20 protein-coding genes are annotated in these 18,703 nt (G+C 71.8%); 3 read left to right on the top strand and 17 right to left on the bottom strand.

Annotation, left to right across the window (positions count from 1 at the left end):
• Nucleotides 1-118: 118 nt before the first annotated feature.
• Nucleotides 119-1,570, top strand: coding sequence for an NAD(P)/FAD-dependent oxidoreductase (locus DI573_RS02155; RefSeq protein ID WP_292810147.1), 1,452 nt, complete (start codon nt 119-121; stop codon nt 1,568-1,570).
• 24 nt (nt 1,571-1,594) lie between these two features.
• On the opposite strand, the gene menC is transcribed toward DI573_RS02155, so the two are convergent.
• From menC to DI573_RS02140, 3 genes are read right to left on the bottom strand one after another with little or no spacing between them, the layout of a single operon-like run.
• Complete coding sequence (gene menC, locus DI573_RS02150) at nt 1,595-2,731, bottom strand: o-succinylbenzoate synthase (RefSeq protein WP_292810145.1); 1,137 nt, start codon at nt 2,729-2,731, stop codon at nt 1,595-1,597.
• A 4-nt stretch (nt 2,732-2,735) separates the two neighbouring features.
• Entirely contained in the window at nt 2,736-3,431 is a 696-nt protein-coding gene (locus DI573_RS02145; RefSeq protein ID WP_292810143.1) for a GNAT family N-acetyltransferase, read from the bottom strand.
• A 57-nt stretch (nt 3,432-3,488) separates the two neighbouring features.
• Complete coding sequence (locus DI573_RS02140; protein WP_292810141.1) at nt 3,489-4,268, bottom strand: alpha/beta hydrolase; 780 nt, start codon at nt 4,266-4,268, stop codon at nt 3,489-3,491.
• A 55-nt stretch (nt 4,269-4,323) separates the two neighbouring features.
• On the opposite strand from DI573_RS02140, the gene DI573_RS02135 reads away from it, so the two are divergent.
• The gene (locus DI573_RS02135; protein ID WP_292810139.1) at nt 4,324-5,649 is read left to right on the top strand and encodes a peptide synthetase; all 1,326 of its coding nucleotides are present in this window, start codon (nt 4,324-4,326) and stop codon (nt 5,647-5,649) included.
• 98 nt (nt 5,650-5,747) lie between these two features.
• Complete coding sequence (locus DI573_RS02130; RefSeq protein ID WP_292810137.1) at nt 5,748-7,187, top strand: MFS transporter; 1,440 nt, start codon at nt 5,748-5,750, stop codon at nt 7,185-7,187.
• Nucleotides 7,188-7,202: 15 nt separating this feature from the next.
• Here DI573_RS02130 and DI573_RS02125 read toward each other — a convergent pair whose 3' ends face one another.
• From DI573_RS02125 to DI573_RS02060, 14 genes are all read right to left on the bottom strand, one after another.
• A complete protein-coding gene (locus tag DI573_RS02125) occupies nt 7,203-8,210 on the bottom strand; it encodes a sugar phosphate isomerase/epimerase (protein WP_292810135.1) in 1,008 nt (335 codons plus the stop codon).
• 192 nt (nt 8,211-8,402) lie between these two features.
• The gene (locus tag DI573_RS02120) at nt 8,403-9,194 is read right to left on the bottom strand and encodes an IclR family transcriptional regulator C-terminal domain-containing protein (protein WP_292810133.1); all 792 of its coding nucleotides are present in this window, start codon (nt 9,192-9,194) and stop codon (nt 8,403-8,405) included.
• 112 nt (nt 9,195-9,306) lie between these two features.
• Entirely contained in the window at nt 9,307-10,476 is a 1,170-nt protein-coding gene (locus DI573_RS02115) for a thiolase family protein (protein ID WP_292810131.1), read from the bottom strand.
• Nucleotides 10,477-10,495: 19 nt separating this feature from the next.
• A complete protein-coding gene (locus DI573_RS02110) occupies nt 10,496-11,143 on the bottom strand; it encodes a 3-oxoacid CoA-transferase subunit B (protein ID WP_292810129.1) in 648 nt (215 codons plus the stop codon).
• Nucleotides 11,140-11,901, bottom strand: a complete 762-nt coding sequence (locus DI573_RS02105) for a 3-oxoacid CoA-transferase subunit A (protein ID WP_292810127.1) — start codon at nt 11,899-11,901, stop codon at nt 11,140-11,142. The genes DI573_RS02110 and DI573_RS02105 overlap by 4 nt, the downstream gene beginning before the upstream one ends.
• Before the next feature lie 126 nt (nt 11,902-12,027).
• Complete coding sequence (locus DI573_RS02100; protein ID WP_292810125.1) at nt 12,028-13,071, bottom strand: acyl-CoA thioesterase; 1,044 nt, start codon at nt 13,069-13,071, stop codon at nt 12,028-12,030.
• A 47-nt stretch (nt 13,072-13,118) separates the two neighbouring features.
• Nucleotides 13,119-13,508, bottom strand: coding sequence for a type II toxin-antitoxin system VapC family toxin (locus DI573_RS02095; protein WP_292810123.1), 390 nt, complete (start codon nt 13,506-13,508; stop codon nt 13,119-13,121).
• Nucleotides 13,505-13,741 carry a prevent-host-death protein gene (locus DI573_RS02090; protein ID WP_292810121.1) on the bottom strand — a complete coding sequence of 79 codons (237 nt, stop codon included), beginning with the start codon at nt 13,739-13,741 and terminating at the stop codon, nt 13,505-13,507. Before DI573_RS02090 ends, DI573_RS02095 begins: the two co-directional genes overlap by 4 nt.
• 14 nt (nt 13,742-13,755) lie before the next feature.
• A complete protein-coding gene (gene pcaC / locus DI573_RS02085) occupies nt 13,756-14,154 on the bottom strand; it encodes a 4-carboxymuconolactone decarboxylase (protein WP_292810119.1) in 399 nt (132 codons plus the stop codon).
• Nucleotides 14,151-14,939 carry an alpha/beta fold hydrolase gene (locus tag DI573_RS02080; RefSeq protein ID WP_292810117.1) on the bottom strand — a complete coding sequence of 263 codons (789 nt, stop codon included), beginning with the start codon at nt 14,937-14,939 and terminating at the stop codon, nt 14,151-14,153. Before DI573_RS02080 ends, pcaC begins: the two co-directional genes overlap by 4 nt.
• Nucleotides 14,936-16,273 carry a lyase family protein gene (locus DI573_RS02075; RefSeq protein ID WP_292810115.1) on the bottom strand — a complete coding sequence of 446 codons (1,338 nt, stop codon included), beginning with the start codon at nt 16,271-16,273 and terminating at the stop codon, nt 14,936-14,938. The genes DI573_RS02080 and DI573_RS02075 overlap by 4 nt, the downstream gene beginning before the upstream one ends.
• Nucleotides 16,263-16,835: a protocatechuate 3,4-dioxygenase subunit alpha gene (pcaG, locus tag DI573_RS02070; RefSeq protein ID WP_292810113.1), complete on the bottom strand. Its 573-nt coding sequence runs from the start codon at nt 16,833-16,835 to the stop codon at nt 16,263-16,265. The genes DI573_RS02075 and pcaG overlap by 11 nt, the downstream gene beginning before the upstream one ends.
• Nucleotides 16,835-17,698, bottom strand: coding sequence for a protocatechuate 3,4-dioxygenase subunit beta (gene pcaH / locus DI573_RS02065; RefSeq protein ID WP_292810111.1), 864 nt, complete (start codon nt 17,696-17,698; stop codon nt 16,835-16,837). Before pcaH ends, pcaG begins: the two co-directional genes overlap by 1 nt.
• 81 nt (nt 17,699-17,779) lie before the next feature.
• On the bottom strand, nt 17,780-18,550 hold the full coding sequence (locus tag DI573_RS02060; protein WP_292810109.1) for an IclR family transcriptional regulator: 771 nt from the start codon (nt 18,548-18,550) through the stop codon (nt 17,780-17,782).
• Nucleotides 18,551-18,703 lie beyond the last annotated feature (153 nt).

Here is an 18,703-nt window from a genome sequence, read left to right as displayed (position 1 = left end):
GCTCCAATGGTCGGGATGCTGGGGTTCGCGGATTCGCGGGCGCGGCGAGCGCCGCGACATACCGTTCGATCCTACCCGTCGGCCCCTCAGCGCCCGCGTCGCCCCTAGCATCGAGAGCATGACGGAGCGCGAGTTCGATCTGATCGTCGTCGGTGCCGGAGCGGTGGGGGAGAATCTCGCCGATCGGGCCGTGCAGGGGGGCCTGTCGGTCGCCATCGTGGAAGCCGAGCTGGTCGGCGGCGAGTGCTCGTACTGGGCGTGCATGCCGACGAAGGCGCTGCTGCGCCCGGGCTCGGCCCTGCGTGCGGCGCGGCGTGTGCCCGGGGCGCGCGAGGCTTTCGACGGTCTGCCGGATGCGACGCAGGCGCTGCGCTTCCGCGACGGTGCGACGTCCTCGTGGAGCGACGCCGGACAGGTGTCGTGGCTCGAGGGTGCGGGCATCGAGCTCGTCCGCGGGCACGCGACGCTCGACGGCGAGCGCCGGGTTCAGGTCACGACCGCGGCGGGCGAGACCTCGACCCTCGTCGCCCGCTCGGCCGTCGCCCTGTGCACCGGCAGCGCGGCGATGATCCCCGGCATCCCGGGCCTGTCGGAGGCGGCACCGTGGACGAACCGCGAGGCCGCTGCCGCGCAGCGGGTGCCGAATCGCCTGGTCGTGATCGGGGCGGGGGTCGTGGCCACCGAGTTCGCGACGGCGTTCTCCTCCCTGGGCTCCGCCGTGACGATGCTCGTGCGCGGTGGGACGCTCCTGACCGGCAACGAGCCCTTCGCCGGCGAGCTGGTCGCCCAGGCCCTGCGCGAGGCCGGCGTGGGCATCCGCACCCACACCGAGGCGACGTCCGTCCGCCGCGCGGACGACGGCGTGCACCTCACCCTGACCGACGGCGAGGAGATCGTCGCCGACGAGGTGCTCGTCGCCACGGGGCGCCGCCCGCGCACCGAGTCGCTGGGGCTCGAGACGATCGGGCTGGAGCCCGGCGCCGCGCTCTCCACCGACGACACCCTGCGCGTGCTCGGCCCCGACGGTGAGCCCATCGACTGGCTCTATGCGGCGGGCGATGCCGCCGGGCGGGCGCTGCTGACCCACCAGGGCAAGTACCAGGCGCGGGCGGCGGGTGACGTCATCGCCGCGCGGGCCACGGGAGGCGACGTCGACGACGCCCCCTGGGGCCGCCACGTCGCGACGGCCGATCACGCGGCCGTCCCCCAGGTCGTGTTCACCGATCCCGAGGTGGCCGCAGTCGGCCTGACCGAGCAGCAGGCACGGGATGCCGGCATCCCGACGCGTGCCGTCGAGTACGACATGTCGTGGCTCGCAGGCGCGACGGTGCACGCCGAGGGCTACGTCGGGTGCGCGAAGCTCGTGATCGACACCGAGCGCGGGGTCGTGGTCGGTGCGACCTTCGCCGGGGCGGATGTCGCCGAGCTGCTGTCGTCGGCGACGATCGCCGTGGTCGGCGAAGTGCCGATCCATCGGCTCTGGCACGCCGTGCCCGCGTACCCCACCCTCAGCGAGGTCTGGCTGCGCCTGCTCGAGGAGCTCGGACGAGAGACGGCGCTCTCGTCCTGACCGACCCCGTGCCGGCGGGCCCGCTCAGCCGCGGCGCACGATCTCGCGCGCGACCGTGACCTCGTCGAGGGCGACAGCGTCGATCTCGACGCCGATCCCCGGCCCGGACGGCACCCGCACGTGGCCGTCTTCCAGCACCGCGGGCTCGGTGACGATGTCGCGCAGGTAGAAGCGCGACGAGGCCGACACATCGCCCGGCAGGGTGAAGCCGGGCAGGGCCGCCAGCGCCGCGTTGGCCGCCCGTCCGATACCCGTCTCGAGCATGCCGCCGCACCACACCGGCACCCCTGCGGCCTGGCACAGGTCGTGGATGCGCACCGCCTCCAGATATCCCCCCACCCGCCCCGCCTTGATGTTGACGATGGATGCCGCGCCCAACGCGAGCGCGTCCACGGCGGCCTTGCGCGAGGTGATCGATTCGTCGAGGCACACGGGGGTGCGCAGCGTCCGGGAGAGCGTGGCGTGGTCGACGAGGTCGTCCTCCTGCAGCGGCTGCTCGATGAGAAGCAGCCCGAACGCGTCGAGCTCGGCCAGCGTGGCGGTGTCGCCGAGCGTATAGGCCGAGTTGGCATCCACCTGCAGAGGGATGTCGCCGAAGGCCGCCCGGACGGCGGCCGTGTCGCCGATGTCGCGACCGGGCTTGATCTTGATCTTGATGCGCCGGTAGCCCTCGTCGAGGTAGCCCGCAACGGCGTCGACGAGGGCGGCGGGATCGCGCTGCAGCCCCACCGAGACCCCGGAGGGCACCCGATCGACGACGGCACCGAGATACGCGCCGAGCGCTGCGCCCTCGGCGTGCAGCGACGCGTCGAGCACGGCGAGCTCGAGACCCGCCTTGGCCATGCGGTGTCCCACGAAGGGCTCGAGCACGCGGCCGACATCGTGTGGCGGGACCGCGGTCTCGCTCAACAGTGCCGGGATGAGGTGACGTATGCAGACATCCCATGCCCCTTGCGTGTACTCGCTCGAGTACAGCGGAGCGGCCTGCGTGACGATCTCGCCCCAGCCCTCGCCGTCGGGGCTCACAGCGCGCACGACGATGACCTCGCGCACGGCCTCGGTGCCGAACGACGTCGTGAACGGCGAGACCAGGGGCAGGTGCAGCACCCGCAACTCGATCGCATCGAGGGCGACGGGTGGCAGGGCCGCGGGATCGGTCATGGCGTCAGCGCGCGGGGCGGGTGAAGAGGTAACCTCGGGCGCTGTCGAACCCGCCGATGACGAGCCCGTCGCCGAGATGTCCGAGGATGGCCTCGCGCACCCGGACCCGCCAATCGGCGGCCGCCGCCTCGCTGCCGCGCCGCACCGCCTCGATGTCGGGCGGGATCGGCACGGTCGCCACGATCTCATCGTCCGCGGGAGTCGGTGCGGGGGGCGCCGCGAGCGCCCAGGTGACCATCAGCCGATCAGTCTCGTCGCCGCGGTTGAGGCCGTCGTCCATCGCGCCGTAGTGGTTGACCAGGTACTCCACCGCGCGGGTTCCGAGCACACGCAGATTGAAGTGGGCGTTGCGGGCCACGAGCGGGTCGAAGGTCCACGTGATGTGGCCGACATCGCGTGCGAACGCCCATTCGCGCTGATGACCCTTGAGCAGACGCCCCCAGCCCTGACCCTGATGGTCGGGTACGACGCCGGTGATGTGGGAGTGCATCGCGCGCAGCGCCGGAGCACCGAAGAAGCCGACCGAGGCGCCCACCATGTCGTCGTCGTCGAAGACGCCCACGACGTAGTTGCCGGAGTGCTGCAGGGCGCGCAGCACCGATGCCGGCATCACATCGCGGCCTCCGCCCCACACCCGCTCGAGCATGATCGAGGCCTCGATCATCTCGTCCATCGTCGTCAGTTCCCGGACCGATCGCATGATGCCAGTCTGTCGCGCCGCGCCCGCGGGCGCACCTCCGACCCGAGCGGGATGTGCTCAGCCGGCCGTCGCGACGTGTTCGGCGAAAAGCCCCGGCCAGGCCATCACGCCGTAGGGCGTGCGGGCGATCGCGATGCGGCTGCGCGGGATGAGCTCGTGCAGCTTGTTGGCCGTCTTCACCGGGTGGGTGCGATCGCCGATCCACGCGAGGATGAGCGTCGGCACGACGATGCCCGCCACGGCGGCCTTCGTCGGGAAGTCGGTCGCGGCGGCGCCGCGCAGCACCGTCGGCAGCAGGTGCTCGGGCACGGCCGGGCGCGTGAGCGGCGCATCGGCAAGAGCCGGCGGCACGGGGGCGGTGCTGCCCTGCTCGACGAACGCGCCGAGCCCCTCCTGCTCGACCAGCCGGGCGTTCTCGAGGTAGGTCGCCGCCTGTGCGCGACGCGAGGCCCAGGCGGTGGGGGGCACGACGAGGGTGAGGCTCGCGAAGCGCTCGGGATCGCGCAGCGCCGCGTGCAGCAGCGTGCCGGTGCCCATCGACGGACCGACGCCGTGCACGCGCTCGCCCGGTGCGACATGGTCGACGAGGGCGAGCAGATCGTCGGCGAGACGATGCCAGCGGTAGTCGTCGGCCTCGCCGCTGCCGGTCGATCCGCCGTGACCCCGCGCGTCGTAGCGCAGCACACGATGCCCGCGCAGCGCGCGACCGAGATCGAGGCCGAGCTGCGCGTCACGGGCGCGCGAGGAGGTGAGTCCGTGCAGCTGCACCACAAGGGGGCCGGAATCGCCCGTCACATCGAAATCGAGCATGGCATCCCCGACGGCGAGCTGGGGCACGGGACCTCCGTTTGCGTCATGAGCGCGAGATGTAAGACCCCTAGACTACGGCGCCATGCGCCTGACGAATGTCGCCCAGATGGCCCTGCCGCAGGGCACGCTGCACAGCTACGCCGTGCGCACGTCCGGTGTGCGCGGCCGCGCCCTGCCGCTCTCGTTCGATCAGCGCCGACACGTGGGCGAGGGTGATCGGCCCGGATCGTGGATGGCGATCGCGTTCCGGGCGCCGATCGGAACCGATCCCGACGCCCTCGCGGTCGCGTGGCACGCGGTGATCTCACGGCACGGCACGCTCGGCACCGTCTTCGCACGCGACGACGCGGGGGGCCTGACCCTGCACGAGACCGAGATCGTCGGCGGGGAGTGGCGGCAGCATCCCGTGCCGTCGGGAGCGTCGACGAGAGATGCGCTGCGCGCGGTGCTGGATGGCGCGTGCGCGCCGTTCGCGGAGCCCTCGCATCGGCTGTGCGTCGTGCTGCCCGAGCCGGGTCACCGACCGGGGGACGAGGACGGGGACATCGACGCGGCGGACGAGCGCCCGGTCGTCGTGCTGGGCGCTGACCACGCGCACGTGGACATGTGGTCGCTGCTCGTGCTCGCCCGCGACGTCGTCGCGATGCTCGAGGACGACGGCGGCGCCGCCGAGCGGGCCGCGTCGTTCGCCGAGCACTCGCAGCTGCTCGAGGCGATGCCCGCCGCGCCGGAGGACGTGCGCTCGCGCTGGGCCGAGATCCTGCAGGCGGGTGACGGGCTGATGCCCCGCTTCCCCCTGCCCCTCGGCGACCTCTCGGTGCCGCGGCGCGAGATCGTCGAGGTGCGCGACGTGCTCGACGCCGACGAGACGGCGCTGTTGGAGGAGCACGCCAGGGCGCACGGGGTGCGCATGACGGCGTGCGCCCTGGCGGTGATCGCGGATGTCACCCGGCGTCTGGCCGATGCCCCGCTGCGCGCGGTTTTTCCGGTGCACAGCCGGCACGAGCCGCGCTGGCACGACTCGGTCGGCTGGTTCATCACCAACTCCGTCATCGAGATCGAAGACCCCACCCCGCACGCCGGGGCCGCAGCCGTGAAAGAGGCGCTCGCCCTCGGCTCGCACCCCCTGGCACCCCTGCTCGCCCCCTACGGCGGCATGCCGCAGGCGCCGGGCATGTTCGCCATCTCGTGGCTCGACACGCGGCGACTCCCCGCCGTTCGCCCCGGGATGTCGATCCAGTACGTCTCGGCGGTGATCGACACCGACGGCGTGATGATCTGGTTCATCGTCAACGACGAGGGGCTGCACCTGCGCTGCCGCTACCCCGACACCCCCGAGGCGCGCGCGAGCGTCGGGACGTGGCTGGACGGGGTCGAGCACGGGCTGCGCGGCCTGCTGTCGAGCTGAGGTGCCGGGCGCCGGCATCCCGGAGCGCCGCGGGCGTCTCGTCCCGGCCTCCGGCAGACGCGGCCCGCGTACCCGACGGCCCCCGATAGCCTGAGCGGATGGGTTCGGATGAGGATGACAGACGTCGCCTCACCCGCCGGACCCCGCAGTGGGCGATCGTCGCGGTGCTCGCCCTCGGCGGACTCTGCGCATCGTTCATGTACACGCTCGTCGTGCCCATCCAGGCGAAGCTGCCCGAACTGCTCGACGCGCCCCGCGAAGACACCGCCTGGGTCGTCACCGTCACCCTGCTGACCGCGGCGGTCGCGACACCGATCTCCGGGCGCCTCGGCGACATGTACGGCAAGCGGCGCATCGTGCTCGTGCTGCTGGCGCTGCTCGTGCTCGGATCGCTGATCGCGGCACTGTCGACCTCCATCGGCGGCGTCATCGTGGGCCGGGCGCTGCAGGGGGCGGTGACGGGTGTCGTGCCCCTCGGCATCTCGATCCTGCGCGACGTGCTGCACCACGACCACCTCGGCACCGCCGTGGCGCTCATCAGCGCGACCATGGGCGTGGGTGGCGCGATCGGCCTGCCCGTGAGCGCGATCGTGACCGAGCGCGCCGACTGGCACGTGCTGTTCTGGCTCGCCGCAGGCCTCGGCGTGGTCGTCTTCGTGCTCGTGCTGTGGATCGTCCCGGTCAGCGTGCTGCGGGTCGCCGGGCGCTTCGACCACCTCGGCGCGGCGGGCCTCGCGGCGGGCCTGATCGGGGTGCTCCTGGCCATCTCCCGCGGCAATGAGTGGGGCTGGGCCTCGCCCGCCACGCTCGCCAGCGGCCTCGGCGGGGTCGTCGTGCTGCTCGTGTGGGGTCGCTACCAGCTGCGCACGGCCGAACCCCTCCTCGATCTGCGGGTCGCCGGACGTCGCCCCGTCCTGCTGACCAATCTCGCCTCGATCGGCATGGGATTCGCCCTCTTCGGCTCGAACATCGTGTTCCCGCAGATGCTCGAGCTGCCGGTCGAGTCGGGCTCCGGCTTCGGGCTCTCCCTCATCGCGGCCGCGTTCGTCGTGATGCCGGCGGGCCTGATCATGATGCTGCTCTCCCCCGCCGCCGGATGGCTCTCCCGCGTCTTCGGCCCGCGGCTGCTGTTCACCCTCGGAACCGTCGCGGTCGTGTGCGCCTATGCCTTCGTGCTCCTGCTCTCGAGCGAGGTCTGGCACATCGTCGTCTCCAACGCGCTCGTCGGCGTCGGGATCGGTCTCAGCTTCGCGGCCATGCCGATGCTCATCATGCGCGCCGTCCCCGCCGAGGAGACCGGCGCCTCCAACGGCCTCAACGCGCTCTTCCGCTCCGTCGGAACGAGCAGCGCCGCGGCCGTGCTCGGCGCGGTCCTGGCCTCGATGTCCGCTCCCTTCGAGGGCGTGCCCGTGCCCACCCCGCAGGCGTTCCAGCTCAGCTTCTGGCTGGCCGGGGGCGCCGCGGTGGTCGCGCTCGTGCTCACGCTGTTCATCCCCAAGCACGCGTCGCCGATGCGGCATCCCTCGATCCCGGAGTAGGCCCGGGCCGCCGGGCTACTGCGTGCTGAAGGCGGCGTCGAAGGATGCTGCGGGTGGGTCCCAGAGCAGGGTGCGCACGTACTGCAGGGCCTGGGCTGCGCCGTGCAGGCGGTCCATGCCCGCGTCTTCCCATTCGATGGAGATGGGGCCGGTGTAGCCGATCGCGTCGAGGGCGCGGAAGGAGTCCTCCCACGGCACGTCGCCGTGTCCGGTGGAGACGAAGTCCCATCCGCGGCGCGGGTCGCCCCAGGGCAGGTGGGAGCCCAGGACGCCGGCGCGGCCGTTGTGCGGGCGCAGGCGGGTGTCCTTGCAGTCGACGTGGTAGATGCGGTCCTTGAAGTCCCAGATGAATCCGACGGGGTCGATGTTCTGCCACATCATGTGGCTGGGGTCCCAGTTGAATCCGAATGCCTCGCGATGCTCGATCGCCTCGAGCGCGCGCACGCTGGTCCAGTAGTCGTACGCGATCTCGCCCGGGTGCACCTCGTGCGCGAATCGCACGCCCTCACCGTCGAAGACATCCAGGATGGGGTTCCAGCGTGCCGCGAAGTCCTCGTAGCCGGCGTCGATCACCGCCTCGGGCACGGGCGGGAACATCGCCACGTACGGCCAGATCGAGGAGCCCGTGAAACCGACGACCGTGTCGACGCCGAGCTTGCGGGCCACGCGCGCGGCGCGGGCCATGTCGTCGGCGGCCCGCCGCCGGACACCCTCGGCATCCCCGTCGCCCCACACGTACGGACGCAGGATCGCCTCGTGACGAGAATCGATCGGCGCATCGCACACCGCCTGCCCGGCGAGATGGTTCGAGATCGCGAAGATCCCCAGCCCGTGCCGATCCAGGATCTCGAGCCGCGACCGCAGGTACGCGTCGTCCTCATCAGCACGCCGCAGATCGAGGTGATCACCGGATGCCGCCACCTCGAGCCCGTCGTACCCCCACGACGCCGCCAGCCGCGCGACCTCCTCGAACGGAAGATCGGCCCACTGGCCGGTGAACAGAGTGACGGGATGCTGTGTCATGACAACGAGCTTTCCATGCCCGGGGTCCGCAGGGTGATCAGGGCCCGTGTTCGCTGCCGCGCTACCGGCCGCGGTCGCGACCCGAACCCACACTTTTGCAGCGAACCACCACGCGACGATCGTCGGCTCGCTGCAAAAGTGTGGGTTCGAGGACGGGCGGCGGACGGGCGGGCCCGCGAGCCGCTCGCCCGATCAGACCAGGCGCAGCTCCGAATCGATCGCGGCGGCGGTCGAGAGCACGGCGGGGACGTACCGCTCGATCAGGTGCTCCACCGTGTCGCGGGTCGCACTCGATGACACGTTGATGGCCGCGATCACCCGTCCCGCCCGGTCGTGCACCGGCGCCGCGACGGAGCGCAGGCCCTGCTCGAGCTCGCCGTCGACGAGCGACCACCCCTGGGCGCGCACCCGGTCGAGCTCGCTCTCGAGGGCGGTCGGATCGGCAACCGTGCGTGAGGTCAGCGCGTCCAGCGGCGCCGCGCGCAACACGGCATCCGCCTCGGCGTCCGGGAGGCCCGCCAGGAGCACCCGGCCCAGGCTCGTGGCGTATGCCGGAAAACGGGTGCCGATCGTGATGCGCACGCTCATGATGCGACGAGTGGGCACGCGGGCGACGTAAACGATGTCGGCGCCGTCGAGCACCGCCGCCGACACGCTCTCGTCGACCTCGCGCGAGAGACGCTCGAGGTGCGGCTGCACGACCTCGGGAAGCGACAGCGAGGAGAGATAGCTGAAACCCAGCTCGAGCACGCGCGGAGTCAGCGCGAAGTCGCGGCCGTCACTGCGCACGTAGCCGAGGGATGCGAGCGTCAGCAGAAAACGGCGGGATGCTGCCCTGGTCAGCCCCGTGCGACGGGCGACATCGCTCAGGCTCAGCTCGGGATGCTGGGCGTCGAACGCCCGGATCACCGCGAGCCCGCGGGCGAGGGACTGGACGAAGTCGCCCGACGCGGCAGCATCCTCCACGGGTCCGGGATCGGTCACCGCGTCATCCTCTCATTCGCGGGACGCGCCCTTCGACGGGGTCAGGGCGCGTCCGGGATCAGGGCGCGCCCGGGATCAGAGCGCGTGGCGCTTCCCGACGGCGTGCGTGCTCTCAGCGCTCGAGGACGACCGCGAGCCCCTGGCCCACGCCGATGCAGATCGCCGCGACGGCGACTCCGCCGCCCCGGCGCTTGAGCTCGTGTGCGGCGTGCCCGATGATGCGGCCGCCCGAGGCGCCGAGCGGGTGCCCGATCGCCAGAGCCCCGCCGTGGATGTTGAGCTTGTCGGGATCCAGGTCGGGCCATCCCGCGAGGCACGCGAGGCTCTGCGAGGCGAAGGCCTCGTTCAGCTCGACGAGATCGACATCGGCCCAGGTCTTGCCCGCACGGGCCAGCGCCTTGTTGGCCGCCTCGATCGGCGCGATCGGGAACTGGTCGGGGTCGACCCCGTGCGAGGCCCGCCCGACGATCCGCGCGAGCGGCTCCGCCTCGAGCGCCCCCTCGCGGCCGATGAGCACGGCGGAGGCGCCGTCGTTGATGGAGGACGAGTTGCCCGCCGTGACCGTGCCGTCGGCGGCGAACAGCGCACGCAGACCGGCGAGCTTCTCGACCGACGTCTCGTCGCGGATACCCTCGTCACGCGCCAGCTCGGCCCCGGGCACCTGGACGATCTCGCCGTCGTAGACGCCGGCGGCCCAGGCCTCCGCGGCCAGGCGGTGCGAGCGCACCGCGAACTCGTCCTGAGCCTCGCGCGAGATGCCCCATTCGCCCGCGATCTTCTCGGCGGACTCTCCGTTGCTGATCGTCCAGTGCTTCGGGAGCGCCTTGTTGACCATGCGCCATCCGATCGAGGTGTTCCACAGGGTCTGATTGCCGACACTCGGCCACGGCTTCGGCGACTTCTCGACCACGAACGGGGCACGGCTCATCGACTCCACGCCACCCGCGAGGATGATGTCGGCGTCGCCCGCCTCGACGGCGCGCGAGCCCTGGATGACCGCCTCGACCGACGATGCGCAGAGTCGATTGACCGTGACCCCGGTGACGCTGGTGGGGAACCCCGCGAGCAGCGCACCGAAGCGGCCGACGTTGCGGTTGTCCTCGCCGGCCTGATTGGCGTCGCCGAAGATGACGTCCTCGATCCGAGCCGGATCGACACCGGTGCGCTCGACTGCGGCGCGCATGACGACGGCGGCGAGGTCGTCGGGCCGGACGCCCGAGAGGGCGCCGCCGGCACGACCGAACGGCGTGCGGACGGCATCGAAGATGAAGCTGGCGGTCATGGAAGTGCCTTTCTGCCGATCAGTCTGTCGAGCGGACGAGGGTCAGCCCCGTCAGCTCGGCGAGCGAGTCGAGTGTGTTGTCTCCGAAGGCTTCGCGGAGCGCAAACCCGTCGGGCGTGACGTCGAAGACGCCGTGGTCGGTGTAGACGCGGCTGACACAGCCCACGCCGGTCAAGGGGTAGGTGCATGCGGTCACGAGCTTGGACTCGCCCTGCTTGGTCAGCAGGTCCGTCATGACGTAGACGTCCTTCGCCCCGATGGCGAGGTCCATCGCGCCTCCCACTGCGGGAATCGCGCCCGACGCGCCGGTCGACCAGTTGGCGAGGTCGCCGTTCTGCGACACCTGGAAGGCGCCGAGCACGCACACGTCGAGGTGACCGCCGCGCATCATGCCGAAGGAGTCCGCGTGGTGGAAGTAGGCGGCGCCGGCCAGCTCGGTGACGGGCTGCTTGCCAGCATTGATGAGGTCGGGGTCGATCCGGCCGGGCTCGGGCGCCGGCCCCATTCCGAGCAGCCCGTTCTCGGTGTGCAGGATGATCTCGAGGCCCTCGGGCAGGAAGTTGGCCACGAGCGTGGGCGCTCCGATACCGAGGTTGACGTACGCCCCCTCGGGGATGTCGGCCGCGATGCGGCGCGCGAGCTCGTCGCGGGTGATGCGAGTTGTCACTGATCTGCCTCCGTTGCGGTGACGGGCGCGGCCTCGGCCGGGCGCCCCTCGATGTCGACGCCTCCGACGAACGCGCGCTCGCTCAGCCAGGCCCGCTCACCCACCGCGACGACGCGGTCGACGAAGATGCCGGGAGTCACGACGACCTCGGGGTCGAGCTCGCCGAGGGGGACGATCTCATCGACCTGCACGATCGTGGTCGCCGCCGCGGCGGCCATGATGGGACCGAAGTTGCGCGCCGTCTTGCGGTAGACCAGGTTGCCCCAGCGATCCGCCCGCAGCGCGCCGATCAGCGCGAAGTCCGCCTTGATCGGGTATTCGAGCACATATCGGCGCCCGTCGATCTCGCGTTCCTCCTTGCCCTCGGCAAGCTGCGTGCCGACGCCCGTGGGCGAGAAGAACGCGCCCACACCGGCACCCGCCGCCCGGATGCGCTCGGCGAGGTTGCCCTGCGGGACGAGTTCGAGCTCGATCTCGCCGGCGCGATACAGGCCGTCGAACACCCACGAGTCGTGCTGCCGCGGAAAGGAGCACAGGATCTTGCGCACCTGCCGGTTCGCAAGAAGCGCCGCAAGCCCGGTGTCGCCGTTGCCGGCGTTGTTGTTGACGATCGTGAGGTCTCGCGCACCGTGGGCGATGAGCGCGTCGATCAGCTCGACGGGCTGCCCCGCCCGGCCGAACCCGCCGATCATCACGGTCGCTCCGTCGGGAATGTCGCGGACCGCCGCCTCGACGTCGGGCACGGATTTGTCGATCACGCCGCCTCCTCGCGTTGTTCGCTCTGCGCACACACGTACGCCATGCGGCCATCGTAGCGCGCCCGGACGCCGGCCACCACCCCGGCGTCCGGAGGCGCGCCAACACGACGCAGCGCCGACCGCGGGTCAGGGCTCGAGCGAGAGCGATGCGGGGATCGGCACGATGTGCTCGCGCAGCGCGATGAGCTCGCGCGCGTGCGCATCCAGGCGCACGTCCTCCGGTGTCTGCGGCGTCCACGCGGGCACCGGCAGAGCGACCCCGGCGGGCCCCGGCACGACGAACACGCTCATGCACTGCGTCGTCAGCACCCACTCTCCCGGCGAACGCGGATCGGCGCAGGAGACCCGGATGCTGAGGTGCATGCTGTGCGCGCCGGTGTGCACGAGGCGCGCATCGACCTCGACGAGGTCTCCGATGCGCACCGGCGCGAAGAAGTGGATGCCGCCCGAATAGACCGCGACCGCTTCGCTGGCCGTGTCGCCGTCACGGCTCCACGATGCCGCACACGCGTAGGCGGCCTCGTCGATCCAGCGCATGACCGTGCCGCCGTGCGCCTTGCCCCCGAAGTTGACGACGCCGGTGGGCACGAGGAATCGCAGGGTGGCGCGCGGGGCGGTCGTGTCGTCGGTATAGGCCTGTTCGAGCATGAGCCGCCGGATCTCGGCGCGGGCGGGGATCCGCTCGATCGCTGCGATGGCGAGCTTGTGGTCGGCGCGGGAGCGCGGCTGCCACGCGGGCACCTCGGCGGGGCGACCGTCGGCCCCCTTGGCGACGAAGACCAGGATGCACGTCGTTGCGGGCCGGTACCGGTGCTCGTTCACCTCGCTCGAGGACACCGTGACCAGCACGTGCATGCTCGTGCGGCCCGTGTGGATGATGCGGGCCTCGGCCTCGACGAGACTGCCCGGCGGGATCGGCCGACGATGGCGCACGTTGCCCACGTACGCGGTGACGCAGTAGGCCCCGGCCCAGCCCACGGCACAGGCGTAGCCGGCTTTGTCGATCCACTCCATCACGCTGCCCGCGGCGACGGATCGGCCTCCGGCGGCGGTGTCGGCGGGCGTGGCGAGGAACCGCAGCGTGATGCGGTCGTCGCGTCCGGCGGAACGCGGAGGGCCGGAATCCGGCGCGGCATCCACGGGCGGCGGCGTGATCGGCGTCGAGGTCACGGCGTCAGCCTAGCGACAGCATCCCCTCGAATCGGTGCGAGACGTGGTCACCTGCGGGCGTCGATGATCCACGGTTCGTCGAGCGACAGCATCGTCGCGTCGGAGGTGATCAGATCCAATCCCTCTGCGCGCGCCTGCGCGAGCAGCATACGGTCGAAAGGGTCGTGTCGTGCCAGCGCCGGAAATGCTGCGAGCATCACCGCATGCCGCGCCGTCAGGGGCAACTCGACGAGACCTGAGCTTTCGAAGACGGATGGGAAGTCCTGGCCGCCGGGCAGCGGGAGGCGGCCGAGCATGTGCTTGATGGTGATCTCGAGTACCGTCGCCGCGGAATAGAACACGCGGGTCGCCCTGCCGATGCGCCTCCTGCTGAGCGCGCCGAGATCACGGCTGTCGTGGTACAGCCACAGCGCCGCATTCGTGTCGAGCAGGATCATGAGCGCGTCGCGTAGAAGAGCGCGGCCGCCTCGTCATCGACGCCGTCGAAGAGGTCGGGATCGTGCGGCGGCTCACCGGCCCCGAGTCCATACACGACGTGGGCATCACGGTGGATCACGATATCGACGACCGGAACGCCGGCCCTCGCGATGGTGATCTCCTCCCCGGCGAGAACGCGAGCGATCAGCGCGGAGAGCTGCGACTTGGCTTCGTGCACGTTGACCTGCGGCATCGACTTAGTCTAGCTTAGCCAACCCCGTAGATCTCGTTCGCGATCCGGAAGGCCGTGTTGGCCGCCGGCACCCCGCAGTAGATCGCGGACTGCAGGATGACCTCCTTCACCTCGTCGACGGTGAGGCCGTTGCGCAGCGCCGCCCGCAGGTGCATCGCCAGTTCATCGTGGTGGCCGAGCGCGATCAGCGCGGTGAGGACGGCGACCGATCGCGACCGGCGATCCAGGCCGGGTCGCGACCACACATCGCCCCACGCGACGCGGGTGATGAAGTCCTGGAAATCCCCCGTCAGCGGCGTCGTGCCGGCGTTCGCCCGGTCGACGTGCGCATCCGAGAGCACCTCGCGGCGCACCACCATCCCCTGGTCGTAGCGTGCGCCGTCGCTGAGACCCTCGCCGGCGGGGCGGGTCATCGCTTCGCCCCGTCGGCGGCGTCGAAGAACTCGACGAGCTCGCGCGCGACAGCCTCGGGCTGCTCGGCAGGAGCGAGGTGGGCGGCGTCCGCAATCCGCACGGCGCGACCCTCCTGCACCGAGGACGCGATCTCGACCGCCGACGCCTCGGGGGTGACGGCGTCGCACTCCCCCCACACCGCGAGCACGGGCGCCGCGATCGTCGACAGCCGGTCGCGCACGTCGAAGTCGGCCAGCGCCTCGCAGCACCGGGCGTAGCCCTCGTCGTCCGCATCGCGAAGCGCGTGCAGCAGTCGTCCGGAGAGCTCGGGGCGCCGGGCGATCGACTCCGGGGCGAACCACCGTCCCGCCGATGCGGATACGAGGCTGGCCGTGCCCTGCTCGCGCACCTGGCGCGCGCGGTCATGCCATCCCGCGGCCTCGCCGAGCTTGGCTCCCGAGCACACGATCGCGGCGGCGGTGACGATATCTGGATGGCGGAGCAGGAGTTCCAGGCCCACCGCCCCGCCGAGCGAGACCCCCGCGTAGAGCACGCGCTGCTCACCGAGTCCGCGAACGGCGTCGGCGACCGCGTCCGCGACCTCCCCGACCGAGAATCCCTCCCCCGGTGAGGGCGCGCGGCCGTGGCCGGGAAGATCCCACGCGGCCACACGGTACCGCTCCTTCAGGGCGGGCACCGCGTCCTCCCAGAGGATGGTGGAGGTGCCGAGCGAGGGCCCCAGCACGAGCAGGGGGCCGAGGGCCGCGCCCTCCGGCGCGGTCATCGCGATCTCGGGTCGGGTCATGGGGGGCTCCCTTCGCCGTCGGCGCTCGCCGCGGCCGTTCCGATGTACGCCGCCGGGTCGAGCAGCGTGACGATGTCGATGGAGGGCGCCTCCGGGAGCGCCCGCAGCAGGTCGGCGAGGTCCGCTCCCCGTGTGGCCTCGGCGACCAGCGCCGCGACGCGCTCCGCGCCGATCACGGGAGCCAGCACCAGCGAGAGGCGCTCGGCCATGATCAGACCCCGGGTCGACGCCAGATTGCGGGCGACAGCATCCCGGTCGACGTGCAGGCCCTCGGCGAGCGAGGCGGCGTGGGCGCTCGCGCCGAGGGCGAGGCGCAGCAGTTCGCGCAGCGTCGGCCACTCCGCGTGCCACGCGCCGTCGGGTCGCTCGTCGACGGCGAGCGCGGATGCCAGGTGCAGCGTCGCACCGAGCTGGGGCGCGCGCAGGGCGGCGGAGCGGATCAGCACGGCCTCGACGGGATTCTGCTTCTGCGGCATCGCCGACGATCCCCCGCCCGAGGCCTGGGACACCTCGCCGATCTCGGTGCGCGAGAGCGTCGCCACGTCGGTGGCGAACTTGCCCGCCGCGTCCACGGCCTGCACGAGGGCATCGCCGAGCTCGGTCACCGGCCAGCGCCGGGTGTGCCACGACCCGTCGGGGGCGGCGAGCCCCAGGTCGGCGGCGAAGAGGGCGGGCAGGGATGCTGCACCCTCGGCGCCGGCGATCTCGACGAACGCCGCGAGCGTGCCGCCCGCACCCGCGAGCTGCGCGGGCAGGGCCTGCCGGGCGGCCTCGAGCCGGGACGCCGCTCTGTCGATGCCGCGCGCCCACGTCGCCGCGCGGGCACCGACGGTCGTGGGCACCGCATGCTGGGTGAGGGTGCGGGCGGCGGCCACGGTGGTGCGCTCAGTGCGTGCGAGCAGGCGCAGGGCGGCCGAGGCGCGCGCGAGCGCGATCAGCGCCGTCTGCACGGCGTCGCGCGCGACGCACATGAGTGCGGTGTCGACGATGTCCTGGCTGGTCGCGCCGCGGTGCACCCACGGGCGCACCGGCGCGGGCGACTGCGCCCGCAGCAGTCCGACCAGCGGGATGACCGGATTGCCCCCCGCCACGGCGTCGGCGGCGAGCCGGGCTGCGTCGATCTCGATGTCCGCGAGCGCATCGGCGGCATCGGCGGCCTCCCCGGGGGCGACGCCCAGCCGCGCGTATGCCCTGACCAGCGCGATCTCGGCCCGAACGAGCGCGCTCACCACGGCAGCATCCGTCACCGGGCCGTCGAGACCCGCGGTGACCGGCGACAGCAATCCCGCATCCACCGGTGCCGCTGACCGATCGGGGACTGCGTCAGAAGTCAAGGAAGACGGTCTCCTTCTCGCCCTGCAACCAGATGTCGTGCACCAGGTGACCCTCGGGCGTGCGCGTTGCGACGAGCGTAGCGCGCTCGTCGGGCGCGAGCTGCGAGAGCAGGGGGTCGGCGGCGAGCGCCTGCTCGTCGTCGGGCAGATAGATGCGGGTGTGCAGCTTGTTCGGCAGACCGCGGGCGAAGACGACCACGGCGAAGAACGGCGCCTCACCCGAGACCGAGCCGGGGTTGCGGGTCCAGAACTCGTAGTGCCCGTCGTCGGTCGTCGCGGCACGGCCGAATCCCGTGAAGGTGTGGTCATCGCGCCGGTGCGAGCCTCGCGCCGACGGCACGGTGCCGTCGCTGTCGGCCCCCCAGATCTCGATGAGCGCGTCGGGGACCGCGGATCCCTGGCCGTCGAACACCGTGCCGCCGAGGACGATCGACCCGGGCGTGTGCGGAAAGGCGACCTCGTGCATCTTGGGATACACCAGACCGAAGGCGAAGAACGGGCCGATCGTCTGGCCGGATGTCGGGGCCAGTGTGCGCGGTCCGCGGGCCGGTGTCGTCGCCATCAGTGCTCTCCCTCGGATTCGAACCAGGTCGCATCGGGACCGTCGACCACGATGTCCCAGCGGTAGCCCATCGAGAACTCGGGAACCGTCAGATCGTGGTCGTAGACCGAGACGAGCCGGTCGCGGTCCTTCTGGTCGCGGATGGTGTTGTAGATCGGGTCGAGCGCGAAGAGCGGGTCGCCCGGAAAGTACATCTGCGTGATGATGCGCTGCGTGAAGGCCGAGCCGAACACCGAGAAGTGGATGTGGGCGGGTCGCCACGCATTGACGTGGTTCTTCCAGGGGTAGGGCCCCGGCTTGATCGTGGTGAAGAAGTACTCCCCCGCGTCGTTCGTGACGGTGCGCCCCGCGCCCGTGAAGTACGGATCGAGCGGGGCGGGATGCTGGTCGCGCTGGTGGATATAGCGGCCGGCGGCGTTGGCCTGCCAGACCTCGACCAGCTGATTGGCCAGCGGACGTCCCCACGAGTCGAGCAGGCGACCGCTGACGGTGATGCGTTCGCCCTGCGGCTCGCCGCGGTGCTGCAGGGTGAGGTCGGATTCGATCGCCGCGACGTCGCGCTGCCCGAAGGCCGGGGAGTGCAGCTCGATCGTCTCGGGGTCGACAAGGCGCGGGTTCTTCGTCGGATGACGCAGGACGCTCGAGCGATACGGCGCGAAGTCGTACAGGGTCGTCGGCACGCTCTCGCCGGCGGCGATCCGACGCTCGGCGTCGGCGTGGATACCACGGATCTCGTCGGTGATCTGCGCCTGCGTGGCCTGGTCGGGTGCGGCCAGCAGCGTCTCGGGGGCCGCGAACTGCTTCGCGGGTGGCGTGTTCTCGAGGGCCGGGTCGACCGCCTCCGAGCTCGCGGGTGTGGACATCGTGTCTCCTTCGACGAGGACGTCTGTCCAGGATGACGGCGGGACCCGCGACGCCACCCCTTCAGTCCCGCTGAATGGGAATCAGACGGGACGCAGCGCGCGCGTGAGGTCGCCGGCGGTCTGCGTGACGAGAGCGCCGAGACGTCGCTCGTCCACACCCTCCAGCCGCGCGACGACACCCAGCGCCCCGCGGGGCAGACCGTCGACACGACCGAGGGGAGCCGCCACCGAGACGGTGCCGAGCGACATCTCCTCCCGTGTCGTGGCGTACCCGCGGGCTCGCGCGCGCGCCAGATCGGCACGCAGATCCGACTCGGCGGTGATGGAGTGCGTGGTCTCGCGCTCGAGGGGCGTCGCGAAGAAGCGGGCGAGCCACTCCTCGTCGCGCGTCGCCAGCAGCGCTTTGCCGACGCCGGTCGTGTGCAGTGGATGCCGGCCGCCCATCCGGCTGAGGGTGGGGAACGAGGACTGCCCCGAGATCCGACCCACGAAGAGCGCGGCCGCGGTCTCGGGGCTGGGCGCATCGAGCACCGCGAGATGCACGTTCTCGCCCGTCGCCTCGTACAGGCGCGACATGTGCGGCAGCGCCGTCTCGCGTAGGCGCAGGGCCAGCGGGGAGAGTTCGCCGAGCTCCCAGAGCCGCGCGCCCACCGTGTACCGGTGTCCGGGAGCGCGCGCAAGAAGGCCGTGCTGCAGCAGCTGCGCGAGCAGGCGGTGCAGGCTCGAGGACGCCAGCCCCGTGCGCGCGGCGAGCTCCGCGGCCGTCAGCGCGGGCTCGTCGTCGCCGAAGCACTCGAGAATCGACATGACGCGCCGGAGCACGCCGGCCCCTACCGCGTCGTGCTCTTGCATCCACACCCTCCGCCTCGACCGTACCCAACGTCGGGCCGCAGCGCGCGGCTCCGCTCAGCGCACGAGGTGCAGGGCACTGCGGCCTCGCGGTCGCAGCCCTCCCGGTGGGTGAGTATCGGCGCCGCCCGCAAGCACCTCGCCGGGTATAGTCCC

Source organism: Microbacterium sp. (assembly GCF_003248605.1).
Taxonomy (GTDB): domain Bacteria; phylum Actinomycetota; class Actinomycetes; order Actinomycetales; family Microbacteriaceae; genus Microbacterium.
Note: the sequence above shows the minus strand (reverse complement) of the source record. Positions and strands in the feature narration are given on the sequence as shown.